At 75.2% G+C, this 22,350-nt stretch carries 13 protein-coding genes; 8 read left to right on the top strand and 5 right to left on the bottom strand.

Translation table 11 applies throughout. The annotated features are described in order from the left end of the window. Positions 1 to 2 precede the first annotated feature (2 nt). Genes GA0070618_RS28460 through GA0070618_RS28440 form a run of 5 tightly spaced genes read right to left on the bottom strand, consistent with a single transcriptional unit; the run spans position 3 to position 4,219 of the window. Positions 3 to 1,442, bottom strand: a complete 1,440-nt coding sequence (locus GA0070618_RS28460; protein ID WP_088984371.1) for an aldehyde dehydrogenase — start codon at positions 1,440 to 1,442, stop codon at positions 3 to 5. A gap of 40 nt (positions 1,443 to 1,482) precedes the next feature. Continuing rightward, positions 1,483 to 2,298, bottom strand: coding sequence for a thioesterase II family protein (locus GA0070618_RS28455; protein WP_088984370.1), 816 nt, complete (start codon positions 2,296 to 2,298; stop codon positions 1,483 to 1,485). Further along, positions 2,295 to 2,486 carry a tautomerase family protein gene (locus GA0070618_RS28450; RefSeq protein ID WP_088984369.1) on the bottom strand — a complete coding sequence of 64 codons (192 nt, stop codon included), beginning with the start codon at positions 2,484 to 2,486 and terminating at the stop codon, positions 2,295 to 2,297. Before GA0070618_RS28450 ends, GA0070618_RS28455 begins: the two co-directional genes overlap by 4 nt. A gap of 16 nt (positions 2,487 to 2,502) precedes the next feature. Next, entirely contained in the window at positions 2,503 to 3,216 is a 714-nt protein-coding gene (locus GA0070618_RS28445; protein WP_088984368.1) for a 2-keto-4-pentenoate hydratase, read from the bottom strand. A 1-nt stretch (position 3,217) separates the two neighbouring features. Continuing rightward, a complete protein-coding gene (locus tag GA0070618_RS28440) occupies positions 3,218 to 4,219 on the bottom strand; it encodes a class I SAM-dependent methyltransferase (RefSeq protein ID WP_088984367.1) in 1,002 nt (333 codons plus the stop codon). A gap of 506 nt (positions 4,220 to 4,725) precedes the next feature. Between GA0070618_RS28440 and GA0070618_RS28435 the strand changes: the two genes are divergently transcribed. From GA0070618_RS28435 to GA0070618_RS28400, 8 genes are read left to right on the top strand one after another with little or no spacing between them, the layout of a single operon-like run. Continuing rightward, positions 4,726 to 5,013, top strand: a complete 288-nt coding sequence (locus GA0070618_RS28435; RefSeq protein ID WP_197701675.1) for an acyl carrier protein — start codon at positions 4,726 to 4,728, stop codon at positions 5,011 to 5,013. After that, positions 5,010 to 6,173, top strand: a complete 1,164-nt coding sequence (locus GA0070618_RS28430) for an acyl-CoA dehydrogenase family protein (RefSeq protein WP_197701674.1) — start codon at positions 5,010 to 5,012, stop codon at positions 6,171 to 6,173. Before GA0070618_RS28435 ends, GA0070618_RS28430 begins: the two co-directional genes overlap by 4 nt. Then, positions 6,173 to 7,174 carry a 3-oxoacyl-ACP synthase gene (locus tag GA0070618_RS28425; protein WP_088984365.1) on the top strand — a complete coding sequence of 334 codons (1,002 nt, stop codon included), beginning with the start codon at positions 6,173 to 6,175 and terminating at the stop codon, positions 7,172 to 7,174. Before GA0070618_RS28430 ends, GA0070618_RS28425 begins: the two co-directional genes overlap by 1 nt. Continuing rightward, positions 7,171 to 8,268: an HAD-IIIC family phosphatase gene (locus GA0070618_RS28420; protein ID WP_197701673.1), complete on the top strand. Its 1,098-nt coding sequence runs from the start codon at positions 7,171 to 7,173 to the stop codon at positions 8,266 to 8,268. The genes GA0070618_RS28425 and GA0070618_RS28420 overlap by 4 nt, the downstream gene beginning before the upstream one ends. After that, positions 8,265 to 12,002: a non-ribosomal peptide synthetase gene (locus GA0070618_RS28415; protein ID WP_088984364.1), complete on the top strand. Its 3,738-nt coding sequence runs from the start codon at positions 8,265 to 8,267 to the stop codon at positions 12,000 to 12,002. Before GA0070618_RS28420 ends, GA0070618_RS28415 begins: the two co-directional genes overlap by 4 nt. Then, positions 11,989 to 15,216: a non-ribosomal peptide synthetase gene (locus GA0070618_RS28410; RefSeq protein WP_088984363.1), complete on the top strand. Its 3,228-nt coding sequence runs from the start codon at positions 11,989 to 11,991 to the stop codon at positions 15,214 to 15,216. The genes GA0070618_RS28415 and GA0070618_RS28410 overlap by 14 nt, the downstream gene beginning before the upstream one ends. Beyond that, the gene (locus GA0070618_RS28405; RefSeq protein WP_088984362.1) at positions 15,213 to 21,416 is read left to right on the top strand and encodes a non-ribosomal peptide synthetase; all 6,204 of its coding nucleotides are present in this window, start codon (positions 15,213 to 15,215) and stop codon (positions 21,414 to 21,416) included. Before GA0070618_RS28410 ends, GA0070618_RS28405 begins: the two co-directional genes overlap by 4 nt. Beyond that, positions 21,413 to 22,303 (top strand): 3-hydroxyacyl-CoA dehydrogenase family protein, encoded by an 891-nt coding sequence (locus GA0070618_RS28400; RefSeq protein WP_197701672.1) that lies wholly within the window; start codon positions 21,413 to 21,415, stop codon positions 22,301 to 22,303. Before GA0070618_RS28405 ends, GA0070618_RS28400 begins: the two co-directional genes overlap by 4 nt. Positions 22,304 to 22,350: the final 47 nt, after the last annotated feature.

Below are 22,350 nucleotides of genomic sequence, written 5' to 3'. Positions count from 1 at the left end.
GGTCAGCGGCCGGCGACGTCGACCACCACGGCCTTGGGTTCGGTGAAGAAGTCCCGGCTGAACAGACCGCCCTCCCGCCCGACGCCGGAGGCGCCGACCCCGCCGAAGGGCGCCCGCAGGTCCCGGACGAAGAAGCAGTTGACCCAGACGGTGCCGGCGCGCAGCCGCGCGGCGACCCGGTGGGCGCGGGACAGGTCGGTGGTGCACACCGTGGCGCTGAGGCCGAAGGGCGTGTCGTTGGCGAGACCGACGGCCTCCTCCTCGTGGTCGAACGGCGTCACCGTGGCCACCGGCCCGAAGACCTCCCGGGTCTGCACCGGGGCGTCCCGGGGCACGCCGGTGAGCACGGCGGGCCGGACGAGCCAGCCGGAGCCCTCCCCGCCGTACACCCGGCAGCCGTCCGCGCGGGCCCGGGTCAGGTGGTCACTGACCTTGCGGTGGTGTTCGGCCGAGGCGAGCGGTCCGATCTCGGTGGCCGGGTCGCCGGGGTCGCCGGCGGTCATCGCCCGGCCGGCGGCGTGCAGCCGCTCGACGAACTCCCCGTACACCGCGCGTGCCACGAAGATCCGGCTGCCCGAGAGGCACATCTGGCCGGCGTTGCCGAAGGCCCCCTCGGCGGCCGTCCGCACCGCGAGGTCCAGGTCGGCGTCCGCGAAGACCAGCGCGGGGTTCTTCCCGCCCAGTTCGAGGCTGACCGGGACGAGGCCACGGGCGGCGGCGGTGGAGACCGCCCGTCCGGTGGCCGACTCGCCGGTGAAGGTGATCCGGTCGATGCCCGGATGTTCGGTGAGCGCCTGGCCGGCGCCGTCGCTCCCGTAGCCGTGCACGACGTTGAGCACCCCGGGCGGTATCCCGGCCTCCAGGGCCAGCCGGGCGAGGATCGTCGCCGACGCCGGGCTCTGCTCGGCGGGCTTGAGCACCACCGTGTTTCCCCAGGCCAGGGCAGGCACGATCTTCCAGGAGGCGAGCATCAGCGGGAGGTTCCACGGTGCGATGGCGGCGACCACGCCGGCCGGCTCGTGGCGGGTGTAGGCGTGGTGGCCGTGGTCGGAGGGGAGCGCCTCGGCCGGGGTGAGCCGGGCGTGGTCGGCGAAGAACCGGAAGTTCGCCGCCGCCCGGGGAACGTCCCGGGCGAGGGCCTGGCTGACCGGTCGCCCCATGTCGGTGCTGTCGGTGCGCGCGAGTAGGTCGCCGTTGGCGACGATCAGGTCGGCCAGGCGGTGCAGCAGCCGACCGCGCTCGGTGTGCCCCATCCGTGGCCAGGGCCCCTGGTCGGCCGCGACCCGGGCCGCCCGTACGGCCCGGTCGACGTCGGCGTGGCCGCCGAGGGCGACCTCGGTCCAGGGCGCGCGGGTCCACGGGTCCACCGACTCGAACCGGTCACCCCGGAGGGACTCGACCAGTTCCCCGTCGATGACGTGCGCGACGAACGCGGCTGCCACGATGTCTCCTTCCGTCGGCGTACGCGGTGGTGGTCGGTGTTCAGCTCCCGGCCCGGTGGCCGGGAAGCGTGCCGCCCGAGCCGGTGCCGCCCCCGAGCGCCGGCGACCGGCCGGCGCCGGCGGCCACCGGCCGGTCGATCGCCGCGAACAGCGCGGACTCCTCCGCCGGGTCGAGGAAGTGCCCGCCGGGCAGCGTGGTGAGGTCGAACGTCGAGTCGGTGTGCGCCTGCCACCGGGCCGCCGCCTCCCTCGTCACCAGCGGGTCGCGTCGGCCGTGGAAGGCGTGGATCGGCACCGGCAGGGTGGGCCGGGCGGTCCACCGGTAGGTCTCGGCGACCTCCAGGTCGGCGCGGAGGGTGGGCAGCAGCAGCCGCAGGAGGTCCCGGTTGGCCAGCAGGGCCGGCGGGGTGCCGCCGAGTTCGGCGGCCCGGTCGATCAGCGCGTCGTCGGGCAGGCGGTGCAGGAGGTGACCGGCCCGGCGGCCGACGTCCGGCGCCTCGGCGCCGGAGACGACCAGGCGGTCCGGCAGCCGCGCGCCCGCCGCGCGGAGGTGCTGGAGCAGTTCGTAGCCGACCAGCGCGCCGAGGCTGTGCCCGTAGAGCACGTACCGGTCGTCGAGCAGGGGGCGCAGCGCCGTGGCGAGGTCGGTCACGAGCGGACCGATCCGCCGGTACGGGGGCTCGGCGTAGCGGGCCTCCCGGCCCGGTGGCCGGACCAGCGTCACCTCCATCCCGGTGATCCGTCCGGCCCAGTGCGCGTAGCCGGCCGGTCCGCCACCGGCGTGCGGCAGACAGATCAGCCGGACCGGCGCGTCGGGGCGGGCGACGGGGATCTGCCACCAGCGGTCGGCGGTCATGACGCCCGGTCGGCGAGGATGACGCCGCCGGCGATGACCTCGCCCGGGTCGACCTCGACGATCCACGCGCGCACCGCCTCGCGGGGGGCGCCGATGGTGACGGTGACCGCGTCGGCCAGGGCGGCGAGCAGGTCCCGCTTCTGCTGCGCGGTCCGGCCGGCGGCCATGGTGACCTGGATGAACGGCATCGGTGACCTCCGGTCGTCAGGGTTCGATCGCGACGGTGAGGGTGCGTCCGCCGCCGTGCACCACCAGTGAGCCCGCGCGGGCCGGCACCGAGGCGGCGGGTGAGCCGAGCAGCACCCGGCTGCCGGCGGACAGGCCGCCGACCTGCCCGGCCAGCCAGGCGAGCTGCGGCGCGGGCGGGGCCAGATCGGCCAGGTCGCCCTCGGCCAGCGTGGTGCCGTCCAGGGTGAGTCGCAGGGACCCCGTACGGTCGTCGACGGGGTCGTCGGCCAGGACGGCCGCGCCGCCGGAGGAGTTGTCGGCGACCACCTCGGCGGCGCAGAACCGGTAGTCCCGCCAGGCGCTGTCCAGGACGTCGAGGGCCAGCACCAGGTGGCTGACCGCGTCCCCGGCCTGTGCCGGCGACGCTCCCGCCGGGATGTCCGCGCCGAGCACGGCCGCCAGCTCCGGTTCGACCCGGGGTTGGAGGAACTCGGCCAACCGGATTCCGCCGGTGCGCAGCCGGGACGCGGGAACCCGTCCGTAGACGGGTTCGGTCAGCCCCATCTGCCGCTGCTTGGCGGGGCTGAGCAGGCCGAGCTTCCACGCCACGGGTGTGCCGAACAGGTCGGCCTGGATCCGGTAGGCGTCGGCCAGCGGCACCGTACCGAACCGGTTGCCGACCGTGGGTCGGTGGTCGGCGCGGGCGGCGCGGACCGCCTCGCGCAGGGCGGCGGCGTCCCCGGTGGTCACCTCAGGCCCCCTTCCGGGCCAGCATGAGCAGGCTGCCGGGCATCCGGGGGTGGACCGCGCGCACCAGGTCGAAACCGCCGGCGGCGAAGGTCTCCCGCCAGCCGGACTCGTCCATCAGCCGTTGCCGCATCATCGCGTGCACCAGCGTGAACTCGGGGTTGAACAGGTGACCGCCGGCCGGTCGGGCCGGGTCGGGCGAGACCTCGGCGACCAGCAGGTGCGCGCCGTCGGGCAGCCGGCCGGCCAGGTTCCGCAGGTACCCGACCAGTGCCGGACGGCCGTCGGCGAGGATCTCGTGCAGCAGGAAGAACGCGATGACCAGGTCGGTGCGGGCCAGCTCCGGGATGCCGTCGAGGGCCCCGGCGTCGGCGCACCGGACCGTGATCCGGTCGGCGACGCCGGCCGCGTCGATCTCGCGCCGGGCCTCGGCGCAGGCGTCGGCGTTCACGTCGAGGCCGAGTCCGCCGGCATCCGCCGCCCGGCAGACCGACAGCAGGAACCGTGCGTTGCCGCAGCCGAGGTCGACGGCGTGGTCGACGCGGACGCCGGCCAGCAGCTCCCGGGCCGGCGGGACGAGGTCCCGCGCGCCGACGATCGCCGAGCCCACGGCGACCCCGCGCCCGTCCCGAGTGGTGTCGCCGCCGTAGCGGAGCGCCCCGGTGAGGAGGTCCCCCACGGACCGCAGCGGGACACCGTAACCTCCGCAGAGCCAGACCAGGTAGCCGATGTCCGCGCGGACGGCCTCGGCGACCGGGGTCAGCTCGTACCGGCCGTCGCGGCGGTGCAGCATGCCCCGTTCGGTGAGATAGCGCAGCAGTTCGGTGGCGAGCAGTTCCTCGCCGTCGGCGGCGAGGCCGTCCCAGCCGCCGTCGCGGACGAGAACGTCCAACGCGCCCGTGGTCTCCAACGACGACAGGACGGCGCACAACGCGAAACCCTGGAACACGTCGAACGCGGGACGGTCGTGCGAGGTTGACGTGGGTGTCAGGTTGCTCAGGACCATTATCGGCCTCCGGAAAATCGGTTGCGGCCTGTTGGCGCGGTGTGGCTGCCGCTGTTGCGACCAAGGCCTGACGCTATCACCGTCATCAATTGGTCAACAATCTCGTGCCACTGAACGCCGCGTCGACTCCCATTAAACCCGGCCGGTGTCCAGCGCCGGCTCTCCGGGCGCCTGTCGAAGGGCGCGGAAGTGGGGTGACGGCGCAATTCGAAGGACGGTCCTCCAGCGGTGCTCAGCACGGCAAACCCCCGCTGCGCGGTCGATCGCAGCGGGGGGTAACGGGTGGGCCGAGCATGGCCTGTTCCTGCTGGACCCGGGGATGGCGGGGTGGCTTAACGAAAATTCAACACGCCATTCAGTAAAGGTGAATATCAATGTGTTCTGGAATCGTACCAGTGGGTTAGGCGAAAGTCAATGCTGTTTTCGTGCCGAATCTGCGTGTACCAATGGAGGGGGTCAGCCTTAATTGTCGCCTCGCGTGTTTGGGGACTACCTTGTCACTCGAATTGGACGAGCAAGTCGCCGGTCAGCACGACCCGGAGCCGGTCATCCGTGAGTACCTCGAAACGGAATTCGGCGACCGGAGCCTCGGTCGTACGGACGACATCTTCACCCTGGGTTACGTGAACTCCCTGTTCGCCCTCGAACTGGTGACGTTCATCGAACGCACCTTCGCCATCGTCCTCGAAATCGAGGACCTGGACCTGGCCAACTTCCGCAGCATCGCCAGCATGACCGACCTGGTCGACGCCAAGCGGCGAAGCCGCGCCGACGCCCCGGAGTCCCGCCCGTGACCGCCGGTGCCCGGACCGCCCCCGTCCGTGCCGAAGCCGTGCCGGGGCTGGCCGAGTTCGGCCAGCGGTACGGACCGGAGGCGGGGGAGTGGGACCGGGCCGGGCGGCTGCCCACCGACGTCCTCGACGCGGTCCGCCGCGCCGGGTGGCTCGGTGCCGCCGTCCCGGCCGCCCACGGCGGCACCGAACTGGACGCGTTGACCTTCGGCCGGCTCTGCGCCGGGATCGGCGCGGTGTGCAGCTCGGTGCGCAGCCTCGTCACCGTGCAGTCCATGGTGGCCGACGTGGTCGCCCGGCGCGGCGACGCGTCCCAACGCGACACCTGGCTGCCCCGGCTCGCCGACGGCACGGTCCTCGCCGCGCTCGCCGCCACCGAGGACACCTCGGGCAGCGACCTCGCGGCCGTCCGGACCCGGATCGACCACACCCCGGGCGGCCTGCGGATCACCGGCCGGAAGCTCTGGGTGACCTTTGGCGAGCTGGCGCGGGTCTTCCTCGTGCTGGGCGTCTCCGACGCCGGTCCCACCGCCGTGCTCGTGCCCCGGGACACCCCGGGCCTGACCGTCCACCCGGTCCGGGGACAGCTCGGCCTGCGCGCCGCCATGCTGGCCGACGTCGTGCTCGACGGGGTGGTGGTGCCGGCCGGCAACCAGCTGGCCCGGGCCGGGAGCGGGCTGACGCACGTGGTGGCCGCCGCACTGGACCACGGCCGGTTCAGCGTCGCCTGGGGCTGTGTGGGCATGGCCGAGGCGTGCCTGGAACTCAGCGCCCGGCACGCGGTCTCCCGACGTACCGGAACCGGCGTGCTCGCCGACCGGCAACTGGTCCGGCGGCTGGTCACCGACATGGTCGCCGCGGTCACCTCCGCCCGGCTGGTCTGCGAGGACGCCGCGCGGTGGCGGCAGACCCGGCCCCGCCCGGACCGGACCATGCTGGCCAAGTACGTCGCGGCCGGCGCGGCGGCGCGGGTCACCCGGGACGCGGTGCAGGTGCTCGGCGCGCGCGGTTGCGCGCCGGGCCACCCCGCCGAGCGGTTCTTCCGGGACGCCAAGATCATGCAGATCATCGAGGGCTCCGACGAGGTCTGCCAGGACCACGTCTGCGACGCCGAGTTCCGCCGCTGGGCGGCCACCGCGACGGCCGGACGGGGGGCCGGGTGATGCCGCTGTACGTCCGCCGGGTCGCCACGTTCCTGCCCGAACGCGTGTGCCCCGTCGCCGAACTCCCCGAACTCTCCACCGCCGGTGACGCGCAGCGGAACGCCGTGCTCCGGTTGGGCGTCGAGCGGATCCGCGACGCCGGTGACCTCGGCGAGGTGGCGCTCGCCGCCGGCGCCGCCACCGCCGCGCTCGCCGAGACCGGCACCGACCCGGCCGAGGTCGACGTGCTGCTGCTGGTGCAGGGGCGCGCCCCCGAACACCTGCTCGCCAGCGAGGCCACCCGGGTGCAACGGCTGGTCGGGGCCACCCACGCCGTCACCCTCGGCGTCGGCGAGCTGGGCTGCGTCTCCTCCTCGGCCGCCCTGGCCGTCTGCTCCGGACTCTTCGCCGCCAACCCCGGCTGGCGCACCGGGCTGGTCGCCATGGGCGCCCGGACGGCCACCCCGGCCCGGTACCGCCCACCGATGACCGTGCTCGGTGACGGTGGCCTGGCCGCGCTGGTCACGTCGTACCCGAGCGGTGGGTTCCGGCTGGTCGACCAGGTCCTGACCAGCAACGGCGAGTACGCCGACCTGTTCCGCATCCGCTACCGCGACCGCCCGGCGTCCCGCTGGCAGGAGGAGTGCGCCGACCCGCACACCTACTCCTTCCGGCTGGCGCTGGAGAGCCGCCGCCGGCTGGCCGACCTCAACGCCGGGCTGCTGGCCCGCAACGGGCTGCGGGCCGACGAGGTGCGCTACGTGATGCAGAACCTCTCGACCGGCGCGTTCGCCTTCTGGCAGGAGGCCCTGGACGTCGAGCTGCTCCCGGTCTGCGTCCGCAACCTGCGCGAGTACGGCCACCTCGGCTCCGCCGATGTGCTGCTCAACCTGGCCGGGGCGGCGCCGGAGCTGCGCGCCGGGGACCGGGTGCTGGTGATGAACAGCAGCCCGGTGGCCGCCTGGAGCTCCGCCCTGTTCGAGTACCTGCCCGACGACCGGAAGGAAGGAGCATCGCGGTGAGCGGAGCGACCGAGCCCGTCGGAATCAAGTGCGTGGTCTGGGACCTCGACGACACACTCTGGGACGGCGTGCTGCTCGAAGGGGACGTCCCCCGAGCCCGGACGGAGGTGGTCGACACGCTGCGCACGCTCGACGGACGGGGCATCCTGCACGCCGTCGCCAGTCGCGGCGACCATGACCGCGCCGTCGCGCACCTGCGCGAGCTGGGGCTGCTGGACTACTTCGTCCACGTCGAGGTCGGCTGGGACGCGAAGTCCGTCGCGGTGAGCCGGACCGCCGCCGCGCTCAACCTGAACCCGGACTCGTTCGCCTTCGTCGACAACGACCCGTCGGAGCGCGACGAGGTGGCCGACGCCCTGCCCATGGTCCGCTGCTACCCGGACAGCGCGGCCGCCGACCTGCCGGACCGACCGGAGTTCGTGCCGGAGCGACTGACCGGGGAGTCGCGGCGGCGGCGGGTCATGTACCAGGCCGAACAACGCCGTCGCGTCGACGAGGAGCGCGCTGGCGCGCACCGGGCCGAGTTCCTCGCCGGGCTCGACCTGGTGATGACCGTGCGCCGGGCCCGCGAGGAGGACCTGGAACGGGCCCGGGAGTTGACCGTGCGCACCCACCAGCTCAACACCACCGGGCGCACCTACTCGATGGAGCAGTTGCGGGCCCTGTGCGCCGATCCCCGGCACGAGGTCCTGGTGGCCTCGCTGACCGACCGGTACGGCTCGTACGGCACGATCGGGTTGGCGGTCAGCGAGCTGGCCGGCGACGACCACGTCCTCACCCTGCTGCTGATGTCCTGCCGGGTGGTCTCCCGGGGAGCCGGCAGCGCCCTGCTGCACCACGTCGTCGCCCGGGCCCGGGCGGCCGGGCGTCGGCCGTGCGCGGAGTTCGTCCCGTCCAGCGTCAACCGGATCATGCTGGTGAACCTGCGCTTCGCCGGGTTCGCCCCGGCCGGGGAGCGCGACGGCGTCCTGCTGCTCGCCGTCGACCCGGCCGCCACGCCCGCCCCGGCCCCGACCCACGTCCGCATCGTCGACGGTGACCACCCGGCGCGGAAACCGGCCGCCGACCCGACACCACCTGCGGCCCGCCGATGAGCGCCCCGGACCCGACCGACCTGACCAACCGGGTGCGTGCGGCGGTGGCGGCGGTGCTGCGGACGGACACCGGCCAGCTCGCTGCCGACCGCTCGCTGCGTGACCTCGGGATCAACTCCATGCGGGCGATGCGGGTGGCGGCGCGGCTGGAGACCGGCCTCGGCGTCCCGGTGCGACCCTGGCTGCTGCTCGAACACGACCGGATCGACACCCTGGTCGCCGCCCTCGCCGCCGAACTGTCCGGCGACGCCGCCCCGGCCGGTCCGCCCGACGACACCGCCCCGCCGGGACCGCCCGGCCCCGTGCCGTCCGCCCTCGGGCCGTTCGCCGAAGCCGACGCGGCACCGCCGGTCGACGGTGCCGCCGCGCCGTCGTCGGTGTCCCCGCCGGCCCCGGCCCGTCCGCTGTCGCACGCCGAGCAGACTCAGTGGTACCTGGCCTGGTCCCAACCGCACTCCACGCGGTACGTCTTCTCCGGCGGGGTCCGGCTGCGCGGCCACCTCGGGGTCGATGCCCTCCGCGCGGCGTTCCAGAATCTCGTCGAGCGCCACGAGCCCCTGCGGACCAGCTACCGGCTGGACGCCGACGGGGTGCCCCGCGCGGTGCCGGTCGCCCCGTGGCGTTTCCCGCTGCCGGTGACCGACCTGTCCGACAGCAGCGACCCGGACACCGAGGTCGAGGCGGCGGTACGCGACGAACGGGACACCCCGTTCGACCTCACCACCGGCCGGCTGCTGCGGGCCCGGCTGCTGCGCACCGCCGCCGACGAACACGTCCTGCTGCTGGCCGCCCACCACATCGCCTTCGACGGCTGGTCGCTCGGCCTGCTCTTCCGGGCGCTCGGCACCGGCTACCGGGCGGCGACCGGCGCGTCCGCTCCCGCGCCCGCCGTCACCGGGCCCGGCTACCGGGACTACGTCGAGTTCCAGCAGGACACCTGGCGACGGGACCGTCGGGTCCGCCTGGACTGGTGGCGTGACCAGCTCGCCGACGCCCGGACGGTGCTCGACGTGCCCGGCGACCTGCCGGGTGACCCCGGGCCGGACGGCCCGGGAGCGCTCCTGCGGTTCACCGTGGAACCCGGCCTGGCCGCCGGGGTGCGTGAGCTGTGCCGCACCACCGGCGTCACCCTCTTCGTGGCCCTGGCCACCGCCTACGCGACCGTCCTGCACCACCGCACCGGCCAGGACGACCTGCTGCTCGGCACCCCGCTGACCCACCGGCCCCGTCCGGCGTTCCACCACCTGATCGGGATGTTCGTCAACACCGTCGTGCTGCGTGCCCGGTTCGGGGCCGACACCACGTTCCGGGACCTGCTCGCGCAGAGCCGCCGCCGGATGCTCGGCGCGCTGGAACACCAGGACGTCCCGCTCAACGCGGTCATCGAGTCCGCCGGCGCGGTCCGCGACCCCGACCGTAACCCGCTGTTCCAGGTGATGTTCGACCTGCACTCGTTTCCCCCGGACGAGTTGTCGCTGCCCGGCGTCGAGGTCCGGGCCCTCGACGGCGGTCCGGTGGGCCTGCACCGCTTCGAGACGCCCGGCCGGGAGGCCAAGTTCGACCTCACTCTCACCGTGGAGGACGACGGCGAGGCGTTGCTGGCGGCCCTGGAGTACCGCGCCGACCGGTACTCGGCGGCCTGGGCGCGGCGTCTCGCCGACGACCTGACCACCCTGCTCGCCCGGGTGGTGGCCGACCCCGCCCGGCCGGTCCGCGACCTCGCCGCCTCCCGCACCGGGGACTCGGTCGCCCACGGGCCGGCGTGGACCGTGCCGTCGCGCACCGTGCACGAGCTCGTCGAGGCACACGCGCGGACCCGTCCGGACGCGGTCGCGGTCGTCGACCGGGGCCGCCGGACGACCTACGCCCAGCTGGACCGGGCGGCCGGGGAGCTGGCCGGGCGGCTGCGTGCCGCCGGGGTCGGCCCGGAGACCGTCGTGGGGGTGCTCGCCGAGCGCTCCGCCGACCTGGTCGTCGACCTGCTGGCCGTCCTGAAGGCCGGCGGCGCGTACCTGCTCCTCGAACCCCGGCACCCGCAGCGGCGGTGGCGGACCATGCTGCGCGACGGTGACGCCCGGCTGCTGCTGACCCGGGCCCACCTGGCGGCCCGCCTCGCCGACGACACCGACGCCGCCGCCAGGGACGGGACGGACCGGCCCGAGGACGTCACCGGCGGGGCGTCGGACGGCGACCGCCGGCTGCTGCGCCTCGCCCCGGACGGGCCACCGGCCCGGACCGGCCGGACCGGCCCGGACAACACCGCCTACCTGCTGTTCACCTCCGGCTCGACCGGCACCCCGAAGGGCACCGCGGTCAGTCACCGGGCACTGGTCAACGCCCACCTCGGCTGGCACCGCCGGTACCGCCTCGGGCCCGACACGGCGGTCGCCCAGCTCGCCGGCCCGGCCTTCGACGTGTTCAGCGGGGAACTGGTCCGCGCGCTCTGCTCCGGTGCCCGGCTCGTGATCGTGCCCGACGAGGACGTCGTCGACCCGGCGCGCCTGCACGAGCTGCTGCGCGCAGAACGGGTCACCACCGCCGAGTTCGTCCCGTCGGTGCTGCGTCCGCTGCTCGACCTCGGCGCGTCCCTGCCCAACATGCGGCTGGTCGCCCTCGGGGTGGAGCCGTGGACCGCGGCCGACCACCACCTGCTGCTGCGGCTGCTGCCGCCCGGGACCGAGGTGGTCAACACCTACGGCGTCACCGAGGCGACCGTCGACTCCACCATCGGCGCGCTGCCGACCACCGGCCCCGAGCTGACCGGACGCGCGGCGGCGTACCGGTGGCCGGTCGGCCCACCGATGCCCAACACGTCCGTCTACGTGCTCGACCACCGGCTGCGGCCGGTCCCGGTCGGCCAGCCCGGCGAGGTGTGGATCGGCGGGGCCGGGGTCGCCCAGGGCTACCGGGGCCGGCCCGGCCAGACCGCCGACCGGTTCCGACCCGACCCGTACGCCCCCGCGCCGGGCAGCCGGATGTACCGCACCGGGGACCGGGGGCGGATGCTGCCCGACGGCCAACTGGTGCTGCTCGGCCGGGTCGACCGACAGGTCAAGGTACGCGGCATCCGGGTGGACCCGGAGGAGGTCGAGGCGGTGCTCGGCGCCGCCCCCGGGGTGCGTCGGGCGGTCGTCACGGTGGCCGCCGACGGCCCGGGCGCGGGGCTCGTCGCCTACCTGGTCCGGGAACCTGGAACCAGCCCGGACCTGCGGGCCGTCGCGACCCACGCCGCGCGTGCCCTGCCGCAGGCGGTCTGCCCGGTCCGGTACGCGGTCCTGGACCGCCCCCCGCTCACCCCCAACGGCAAGATCGACTTTGCCGCGCTGGCGGGCGTCCCCACCCGGCCGGTCGGCCGGGACCGGCCCGTCGACCGCCCGACGACCGCCACCGAGCGACAGGTCGCCGCCCTCTGCGCCGATCTCCTCGGCGTCGACGAGGTCGGCACCCGCGTCGACTTCTTCGAGCTGGGCGGCCACTCGCTGCTGCTGGCCCGGCTCGTCGGCCTGGTCCGCGACCGGTTCGCCGTCGAGCTGCCGGTCCGGGAGGTGCTGCTCGACCCCACGGTCGCCACGATCGCCGCCCTGGTCGACGCCGGGGAACGGGCCGGCACCGCCCCGGGCCACGCCACCACCCCCACCGCGGCGCCGACCGCCCGACGGGTCCGCGTCCGGGCCGTCGTCGGCGCCGACTCCACCCTGCGAGTACGACGAGGTGGTACCGATGTCCGAAGCTGACCGGCTCACCGAGCTGGACGCCAGCCTGCTCCCGGCGACCGCCGCGCAGGAGCGGCTCTGGCTGGCCGAACGGTTCGCCGACGACCACGCCGTCTACCCGGTGCCGGTCCGGGTCGACCTGCGCGGCCCGCTGCACGTGCCCACCCTGCGCAACGCCCTCGGCCGCTGCGTGGCCCGGCACGAGGCGCTGCGCACCGGGTTCGACACCGTGGACGGCCGGCCGCACCAGGTGATCGTCGACCCACCCGGCCCGCAGGTCCCGGTCCCCGTCACCGACCTGCGCCAGGTGCCGCAGCAGCGCGCCGAACGGGCCCGGGAACTGGCCGACGCCCAGCACCGCCGGCCGTTCGCCCCCACCGAGCTGCCACTCCTGCGGGCCCGGCTGCTGAGACTGGACGACCGGCGCCACGAACTCTGCCTCACCGTCCACCACACCGTCTGCGACGGCTCCTCCGTCGAGCAGCTCGTCGACGAACTGCTCACCGAGTACGCCGCCGCCGTCGCCGGCACACCGACCCCGGTGCCGGAACCCCGGGTCGGGCTGGCCGAGTGGACCGAACGCCGGCTCGCCCTGGCCGGCTCGCCCGCCGCCCGCGCCGACCTGGACCACTGGCGGCGTCGCCTGGCCGGGGTACCGCCCGTCCTGGAGCTGCCCACCGACCGGCCCCGGCCCCGCACCGCGCCCGGTCGGGCGGCGGTGCACCGCTTCACCGTCGGGTCGCCGCTACTGCCCCGACTGCGCGAGCTGAGCCGGGACTGCGGCGTGAGTCTCTTCGGCACCCTGCTCGGCGGCCTGGCGGCGCTGCTGCACCGCTACACCCGGCAGTCGGACCTGTGCGTCGGCGTGCCGGTCACCCTGCGCGACAGCCCGGACCTGCACCGCACGCTCGGGCCACTGCTCAACACCGTCGCCGTACGGCTGACCGCCACCGGGTCCACCACCACCCGGGAACTGCTCACCGCCACCGGCCGTGCGGTCCGCGAGGCGATGGCCCACGGCGCCGTCCCCTTCGAGCACGTGGTCGACGCCCTGGACCTGCCCGGGATACCCGGGGTCACCCCGCTGTTCCAGGTGATGTTCTCCCACGAACGGATCGGCACCCGCCGCTGGCGGTTCGGCGACCTGACCGCCACCGCCGAGATCCTGGCGTACCCGTTCGCCCGTACCGACCTGGTGGTCGCGGTGGAGGAGTCCGACACCCGGCTGGACGGCCGGCTGGAGTACCGCGCGGACATCTTCGACGCCGAGCGGATGGCCCGGCTCGCCGGCCACTACACCACCCTGCTCGCCGCCGCCGTCCGGGAACCGGACCGACCGGTCGCCGCCCTGCCGCTGCTGACCGCCGGGGAACGCGCGCTGATCCTGGACGCCTGGAACGACACGGCCGTGCCGTTCCCCGACACGGCCACCGTGGCCGGACTCTTCGAGGAACAGGTCCGCCGCGCCCCCGACGCCCCGGCGATCCACACCGCCGGTGTGGCGACCAGCTACCGGGAGCTGAACCGGCGGGCCAACCGGATCGCCGCCGCCCTGACCGACCTCGGCGTCGGTCCGGAGGTGGTGGTCGGCGTCTGCCTGCCCCGCTCGGTGGACGCGGTCGCCGCGCTGCTCGGCGTGCTGAAGGCCGGCGGCGGCTACCTGCCGCTGGACCCCGGCCATCCACCCCGGCGGCTGGCCGCGCTCGTCGACGACGTGGCCGCGCCGGTGGTGCTCACCGACCTCGCGCACGCCGACCGGGTCACCGGCAGTGGCGCACGGCTGCTCCGGCTCGACGACCCGGCCGCCGGGCTCGACCGGCACCCGGCCGACGACCCGCCCCGCCGGGGCGGCCCGGAGAGCCTGGCCTACGTCATCCACACCTCCGGCTCCACCGGCACCCCCAACGGGGTGGCCGTCGCCCAGCGTGCCCTCGTCGCCCGGGTCCGCGAGGTGACCTACGGCCACTTCGGTCCCGGTCAGACGGTGCTGCACCTCGCCTCCCTGGCGTTCGACGCCTCCGTCACGGAGGTGTGGGCGCCGCTGCTCAACGGCGGGGCGCTCGCCGTCCCCGCCCCCGACCAACCCTTCCTCGACCAGGTGCGGGAGGGGATCACCCGCAACCCGGTGACCGTCGTGCAACTGGTGTCGCCGCAGTTGCCGCTGGTCCTCGACGCGGCACCGGAACTCCTCGACCGCGTCGAGCGGGTCCTCGTCGGCGGCGACCTCATGTCGCCCCGGCACGCCGCCGCCCTGCTCGCCCGGCACGACCCCGACCGGTTCACCTTCGTCCACCTCTACGGCCCCACCGAGTGCACCCTGATGGCGACGTGCGAGCGGGTCACCCGGGTCGACCCGGACGCGCCCTCGGTGCCGGTCGGCCGTCCGCTGCCCAACACCCGGGTGTACGTGCTCTCCCCGGAACTGGTCCCGGTGCCGGTGGGGGTGCCCGGCGAGGTGGTCATCGCCGGCGCCGGTCTGGCCCGTGGTTACCACGGCCGCCCGGCCGCGACCGCCCGCCGGTTCCGGCCGGACCCGTTCGGCCCGCCCGGCAGCCGGATGTACCGCACCGGCGACCTGGGGCGGTTCCTGCCCGACGGGCAGATCGAGTTCCTCGGCCGGATCGACCGGCAGGTCAAGATCCGGGGGTTCCGGATCGAGACCGGCGAGGTCGAGGCGGCGCTGGCCGGCCACCCGGCGGTCGCCGATGCGGTCGTCACCGTCCGCGACGACCTGCCCGGCGGACGAGGGCTCGCCGGATACCTGGTGCCCGCCGACCCGGCCGCGCCACCGGACCCCGACGCGGTGCGCGAGCACCTGCGCGCGACCCTGCCCGGCCACATGGTGCCGGCCGGCTTCGTGGTGCTGCCCCGGCTGCCGCTGACCGGCAACGGAAAGGTCGACCGGACCGCGCTGCCACCGGTCGCGCTGACCGTCGAACCGGTGGACCGGGCCGCGCGGACCCCGGTGGAACGGCAGCTCGCCCGACTGTGGGCGGAGGCGCTGGAGGTGCCCGACGTGCCCACCGGCGCCGACTTCTTCGACATCGGCGGCAACTCGCTGCGGATCACCCGGCTCTTCGACCTGATCGAGAAGACCTGGCCCGGCCGGCTCCGGCTGGCCGAACTGCTCGAACTGGGCACCGTGCGGCGTCAGGCGCGGGTGCTCGGCAACCGGATCGGCCCGGCCGCCACCCCGGCGGTCGCGGCGTCGGACGTGAGAGGAGACGGCTCGTGACCGGGGAGGACATCGCGATCATCGGAGCCGCCGTGCGGTTTCCCGACGCGCCGGACCTGGCCGGCTTCCGGTCGGTCCTGGCCAAGGGACGCGACTGCGTCCGACCGCTGCCGCGTCCACGGATCACCGCCTGCGGGCTCGACCCCACGGCGGGCTACCCGCAGGCGGCGTACCTGGACCGGATCGACCTGTTCGACCACCGGTTCTTCGGCCTGTCCCGCCGGGAGGCCGAGGCGATGGACCCGCACCACCGGCTCACGCTGCAACTGGCCTGGCACGCCGTCGAGGACGCCGGACACCGGCCGGAGTCGCTGCGGGAGGCGACCACCGCGGTCTTCCTCAGCGCCCCCAGCACGGACTGGGCCCACCTGGTGGCCGAACCGGACACCCTGGACCTGCTCGGCGGCAACCCGGCGGCGGTCGCCGGCCGGATCTCCTACCTGCTCGGACTCACCGGCACGTCGGTGACCGTGCACACCGGCTGCAACGGCTCGCTCGTCGCCGTCCACCAGGCATGCCAGGAGCTGCGCACCGGCGCGGCCCGGTACGCGCTGGCCGGCGGCCTCAGCGTGAAGACCGCCCACCCGACCGACGGGTTCCTGGAGCGCTACCCGGAGATCATGTCGCCGGGCGCCCGCTCCCGGGCCTTCGACCGGAACGCCGACGGCACCGGCGACGGCGAGGGCGGGGCCGTCCTGCTGCTGACCACCCTGTCCCGGGCCCGCGCCGCCGGTGACCACGTGTACGCGGTGATCCGGGGCAGCGCGGTGCGGCACAACGGCACCCGGTCGGCCACGCTGACCGCCCCGAGCGCCCGCGCCCAGGCCGAGACCATCCGCGCCGCGTGGCAGGAGGCCGACCTCGACCCGGCCGGGGCGGGATACCTGGAGGCGCACGGCTCCGGCACCCGCCTCGGCGACGCGGTGGAGATCGAGGGGATCGCCCTGGCCCGGCCGGACGCCACCGCCCCGGTCCCGATCGGCTCGGTCAAGACCAACATCGGGCACGTCGACCACGCCGCCGGCATCGCCGGGCTCGTCAAGGTGATGCTCGGCCTGCACCACCGTGAGCTGTACCCCTCGCTGCACTTCACCGCCCCGCCGCCCGGGGTGGACCACGCCGCCGCCCGGGTCGAGGTGGTCACCACCGCCCGCCCCTGGCCCGCCCCGGCGCACGGCCCCCGCGCCGGTGGGGTCACCTCGGTCAGCCTGGTCGGGGTCAACGCCCACTGCGTGCTCGCCGAAGCCCCACCGGTGGACCCGTCGCCCGCCGACGCCGCCGACGACGCACGCCGTCCGGACGTGCCCCGCCTGGTGACGGTCAGCGCCGCCAGCCCCGCCGCGCTCGCCACGTACTGCCACCGTCTCGGCGCCGCCGTCGCCGAACTCGATGCGCCCCTGCCGGACGTGGCCCGGGTGCTCAACGAGGGGCGGGTCGACCTGGCCTACCGCACCGCGTTCCTGACCACCGACCGGGCCGACCTGGCCGCCCAGCTGACCGAGCGGGCGTCGGTGCTGCGCACCCTGCCACCCGCGCCGGCCCTGGCCGCGCCCACCGTCGTCGGCGTCCACCACGGTCCACCCGAGACGGCCCTGATGTCCCTGGGGGTCCGTCCGGACCGGACGGTCGACGCCGCCGCCGACACCGCCGGCACCGTCGCGCTGGCCCGACTGGTCGAGGAGCTGACCGCCGACGGACCGGTCGTCTTCGTCGACGTCGGCTCCGGCGAGCAGGTGCTCGGCACGGTCCGGGCGCTGACCCGGGGACGCGACGACGTGGTCACCGTGTCGGTGCCGGCCGGCCCGGACGGGGCGCTGCGCGCGGTGGCCGACCTCTACCAGCACGGTGTCACGGTCGACTGGGCCGTGCACCACCGCACCTGCGGCCCGGACGCGTCGTTCCGGCGGCTCAGCCTGCCCGGCTACCCGTTCGACGAGGAGCCCTGCTGGCTGCCCGCCGCCCGGCTGCGCCGTACCGAGTCCGCCCCGCCCGGAGCGGCCCCCGGCGAGGAGTCGACCTCCACCGGGCCGGACGACGTGGCCACGGTCGTCCGGGAGGTCTGGGCGGAGGTGCTGCGCACCGACGTCCCGGCCGACGCGAACTACTTCGGCCTCGGCGGCAACTCCATCACCGCCCTGGAGATCATCGACGGGATCGACCGGCGCACCGGCGTCCGACTCAAGCTGCTCGACCTCTACGAGTGCCCCCGTCCCGAGGATCTCGCCGAGCTGATCGGTCGACGGTCCCGGCCCGTGGTGGAGTCCGGCGACGTGATCACCCCGAGCGGGGAGTTGGTGCTGTCGTACGGGCAGGAACGGCTCTGGTTCCACCACCAGCTCGCCCCGGACAGTCCGCTCTACAACATCCCGACCACGTTCCAACTGCTCGGCCCGGTCGACGTGCCCGCGCTCCGGGCCGCCCTGGACGACTTCGTCGACCGGCACGAGACCCTGCGGTCCCGGATGCCCACCCGGGACGGCCGGCCGTACCTGGTCGTCGACGAGCGGATCCCCGGCCTGCTCCGGGAGGTCGACCTCACCGACCGCCCGGACCCGCACGCCGTCGCGGCGACGCTGGTGGCCGACGAGGCCCTGGTGCCGTTCGACCTGGCCGCCGGACCGCTGTTCCGGGCCCTGCTGGTGCGCGTCGCCCCCGAGGAGCACCTGCTCGTCATGAACGTGCACCACGCCGTCGACGACGGGTGGAGCCCGGCCATCCTGGACACCGAACTCTCCGCCATGTACACCGCCCGCCGACTGGGGCGGGCCGCCCGGCTGGAGCCGCTGCCGATCCGCTACCGCGACTACGCGGCGTGGCAGCGCCGCCGGATGACCGGGACGGTGCTGGCCGCCGAACTCGACTACTGGCGACGGCGGCTGGCCGACCCGCCCGTGCTGGAGCTGCCCACCGACCGCCCCCGACCGGCCAACCGGAGCTTCACCGGCGACCTGATCCGGTTCACCATCCCCGCCGACCTGGCCGACCGGCTGCGAACGGTGGGCCAGCACACCTCCACCACCACCTTCACCGTGGTGCTCAGCGCGATCCAGGCCCTGCTGGCCCGGTACAGCGGACAGCGGGACGTCGTCGTCGGCACCCCCACCGCCGGCCGGTCCCGCCCGGAGACCCGGGGCATCGTCGGCTTCTTCAACAACTCGGTGGCGCTGCGCGGCGACCTCTCCGGTGACCCGACCTTCGTCGAGCTGCTGCACCGCAACCGGCAGGTGGTGGTGGAGGCGCTGGAACACGACGACGTGCCGTTCGAGAAGGTCGTGGAGGCCCTCGCGCCGGCCCGCGACGGGGGCCGCAACCCGCTGTTCGACGTGATGTACGTCCACCAGACCCTGCCCACCCTCGGCACCCGCCTGCCCGACCTGCGGATGCGGATGTACGACGACGTGCCCGGCACCACCGCCACGAACGGCCTCGCCCCGGGGATGGCCAAGTTCGACCTGACCTTCTTCGTCTGGGACCGGGAGGGCTTCACCGACCTGCCCGCCGGCATCGAGTACAGCGCCGAGCTGTTCGACCGCGCCACCGTCGAGCAGATGGCCCGGCACCTGCTGCGGATCCTCGACGAGCTGACCCGGGACCCGCAGGCGTCGGTCCGGGCGGCGCTGGTCGACCGGCTCGGGGCCGACGACCTGCGCGGACCGGCCCTGCCCGAGGTCGCCGACCCGGCGCGGACCCTGCACGGGCTGGTCGCCCGGCGGGCCCGGACGACACCGGACGATCCCGCCGTGGAGTCCGCCGACGGCACGCTTACCTACCGGGAGCTGCGCCAGCGGTACGCCGCGACCGCTGCCGAGCTGCGCCGACGTGGCGTGGGCCGGGGTGACCTGGTCGCCGTCGCGCTGCCCCGCTCGGCCACCCTGGTCACCACGATGCTCGGGGTGCTGGCCGCCGGTGCGGCGTTCCTGCCCCTGGACCCGGACCACCCCGCCGACCGGCTCGCCTTCCAGCTCACCGACTCCGGTGCCGCCGCCCTGGTCGCCGCCGACCCGGTGCCGGTGCCGCCGGCCTGGTCCGGCATCCGGATCCGCCCCGAGGAACTCGTCACGGCACCGCCCGCCGACGGGGACGCGGGCGTCCCGGAGGAACCGGAACACGCCACCGACGTCGCCTACGCGATCTACACCTCCGGCTCGACCGGACGCCCCAAGGCCGTCCTGGTGGCACACGCGGGCGCGGTCGCCTTCGTCCGGGGCACCGTGGAGGCGCTCGGCCTGGACCGGGACACCCGCCTGCTCCAGTTCGCCTCCAGCACCTTCGACGCGGCCGTCTACGAGGTGTTCACCACCCTGGCCGCGGGCGGCACGGTCGTGCTCGCCCCGCCCGGTCGGCTGCTGGTCGGCCGGGACCTGGCCGACTACCTGGTCACCCACCGGATCGGCGCGACCCTGCTGCCCCCGTCGGTGCTGGCGTCCCTGCCCGACGGTCCGCTGCCCGACCTGCGGCTGCTCGTCGCGGGAGCCGAGCCGCTCAGCGCCGACCTGGTGGCCCGGTTCGCCCCGGGACGACGCATGGTCAACGCGTACGGCCCCACCGAGGGATCGGTCTCGGTCACCCTCGCCGAGTGCGTCGCCGACGGCCGCCGGCCCACCATCGGCCGGCCACTGCCCGGCACCCGTCTGCGGGTGCTCGACGACGCCGGCCGTCCGGTGCCCCCGGGAGTCCCCGGCGAGCTCTACGTCTGCGGCGCGAACGTCGCCCACGGCTATCTCGGCCGACCCGCGCTGACCGCGCAGCGGTTCGTCCCCGACCCGACCGGCCACGGCGACCGGATGTACCGCACCGGCGACCGGGTCCGGCTGCTGCCCGACGGCCGCCTCGACTTCCTCGGCCGGGTCGACGACCAGGTCAAGCACCGGGGATACCGGATCGAGCTGGGGGAGATCGAGGCGGCCCTGCGGGAACACCCCGCCGTGCCGGAGGCCGCCGTCGCCCTGCGCCGCGACGAGGCCGGCGAACGACTCGTGGCCTATCTGGTCGACCCGGGCGCGGCCTGGCCGGAGATCCGGGCCTGGCTGGCCGACCGGCTCCCCGGCCACCTGGTGCCCGCCACCGCCGTGCCGATCGCCCGCCTGCCGCTGCTGCCCAGCGGGAAGGTCGACCGGCGGGCCCTGCCGGCACCACCCCGTCCCGCCGCTCCCGCCGCCGCACCCGACGACCTGACGGCGACCCTGGTCGGCCTCTTCGCCGAGGTGCTCGGGGTCGACGACGTCGGAGTCGACGACAACTTCTTCGACCGGGGCGGCCACTCGCTGCTCGCTGCCCACCTGGTCGGGCGGCTGGAGACGGCCACCGGCAGCCGGCTGCCCCTGGCGGTGCTCTTCGAGCGGGCCACCCCGGCCGGGCTCGCCGACGCGCTGCGCCACGCCGACCGGTACGTGCACCGCAGCCTGGTGCCGATCCGGCCCGAGGGGGACCGGCCCCCGCTGTTCCTGGTGCACCCCTCCGGCGGCAACGTGCTCTGCTACCAGCCGCTGACCCGGCACCTCGACGCCGACCAACCGCTGTACGGCTTCCAGGCGCACGGCCTCGGGCCGGGGCACGAGCCCGACCGGACCGTCCCGGAGATGGCCGCCCGCTACCTGGCGCAGCTGCGCGCGCTGGTGCCGCACGGCCCGTACCGGATCGGCGGCTGGTCGTTCGGGGGACTGGTCGCCGTCGAGATGGCGACGCAGCTGACCCGGCAGGGGGAGCGGGTGGACCTGCTCGCGCTCATCGACGTCGACCTCACCGAGGACGCCCCGGCCGCCCCGGACGACGACGCCGAGCTGCTCTTCCTCGGGGTGCGCCCGTTCGCGACGGACGACGAACTGGCCGGTCTCTCCGATCCCGTCCGCCCGCCCGTCGCCGAGTCCCTGCGGATCGCCGCCCGGGTCGGCCTGCTGCCGGCCGGGATGGGCCCGGCCGAGCTGGGCCGTTTCCTGCGGCTGCTGCGGGTCAACGCCGAGGCCGTCCGCCGGTGGCAGCCGCAACCGGTCCGGGGTGACGCGCTGCTGCTGCGGGCCCGGCAGGGCCGGCTGGACTCAGCCGGCGTGGCGGCGCTGACCGCCCTGGTGGACGGCCGGACCAGCGTCGTCGACGTGCCCGGCGACCACCACACCGTGCTCACCGGCCACCCGGAGGCGGTGGCCACCGCGTTGGCCGGACGGTTGTCCGGCCCCGACACCGGAAGGCAGGAACGGTCGTGACCTCACCGACAGCCGTGCGGAGGACCGCGGGGATCGTGGGCGCCGGCACCATGGGAGCCGGCGTCGCCCAGTGTCTCGTCGAGGCGGGCTACCGGGTGGTGGTGTACGACCCGGTGCCCGGCGCCCTCGACGACGGCCGGTCCCGGCTGGCGGCCGGGCTGCGTACCCGCGCGCTCCTGCGGCCCGGCCCGGCCGTCGAGTCGGCGGGGATCGGCGAGCGGATGTGCTGGACCGCGGACCCGGAACCGCTGGCCGACGCGGAGTTCGTCATCGAGTGCGGCCCGGAGCGGGTCCCGGTGAAGCGCGACATCCTGGCCACGCTGGACGCGACCTGCGCGGCCACCACGGTGATCGCGTCCAACACCTCGGCCATCCCGATCACCCGGATCGCCGGCTGGGTCCGGAATCCGGAACGGGTGCTCGGCATGCACTTCATGAACCCGGCGCCCCTGAAGGACACCGTCGAGGTGATCCGGGCCCTGCACACCAGCGACGAGACCATCGACGCGGCCCGCGAACTGCTGGCCGCCATGGGCAAGGACGCCGTGCTGGTGGCCGACGCCGCCGGGTTCGTCTCCAACCGGGTGCTGATGCTCACCGTCAACGAGGCCGCGTTCCTCGTGCACGAGCGCACCGCGCCGGCCCGCGAGGTCGACCAGGTCTTCCGCCGCTGCTTCGGCCACCCGATGGGCCCGCTGGAAACCGCCGACCTGATCGGGCTCGACGTCATCCTGGACTCCCTCGACGTGCTCTACGAGCACTACCGCGACCCGAAGTTCCGGCCCTGCCCCCTGCTGGCGCAGTTGGTCTACGCCGGCCACCACGGGCGCAAGTCCGGCCGGGGCTTCCACACCTACCGGGCCGCCACGGGCCGCCGCCCGGGGTGACCCGCGCACCCGGCGGCGGTCACCGGCGCGCTCGCGGTGACCGCCGC

The organism is Micromonospora echinospora (assembly GCF_900091495.1).
GTDB lineage: Bacteria > Actinomycetota > Actinomycetes > Mycobacteriales > Micromonosporaceae > Micromonospora > Micromonospora echinospora.
This window is presented reverse-complemented; position numbering and strand designations above follow the sequence as displayed.

Coding starts and splice junctions, on each gene's coding strand:
- GA0070618_RS28455 (WP_088984370.1), bottom strand. CDS start 2,298: ATGACCGCCGACCGCTGGTGGCAGATCCCCGTCGCCCGCCCCGACGCG.
- GA0070618_RS28450 (WP_088984369.1), bottom strand. CDS start 2,486: ATGCCGTTCATCCAGGTCACCATGGCCGCCGGCCGGACCGCGCAGCAG.
- GA0070618_RS28440 (WP_088984367.1), bottom strand. CDS start 4,219: ATGGTCCTGAGCAACCTGACACCCACGTCAACCTCGCACGACCGTCCC.
- GA0070618_RS28425 (WP_088984365.1), top strand. CDS start 6,173: ATGCCGCTGTACGTCCGCCGGGTCGCCACGTTCCTGCCCGAACGCGTG.
- GA0070618_RS28415 (WP_088984364.1), top strand. CDS start 8,265: ATGAGCGCCCCGGACCCGACCGACCTGACCAACCGGGTGCGTGCGGCG.
- GA0070618_RS28410 (WP_088984363.1), top strand. CDS start 11,989: ATGTCCGAAGCTGACCGGCTCACCGAGCTGGACGCCAGCCTGCTCCCG.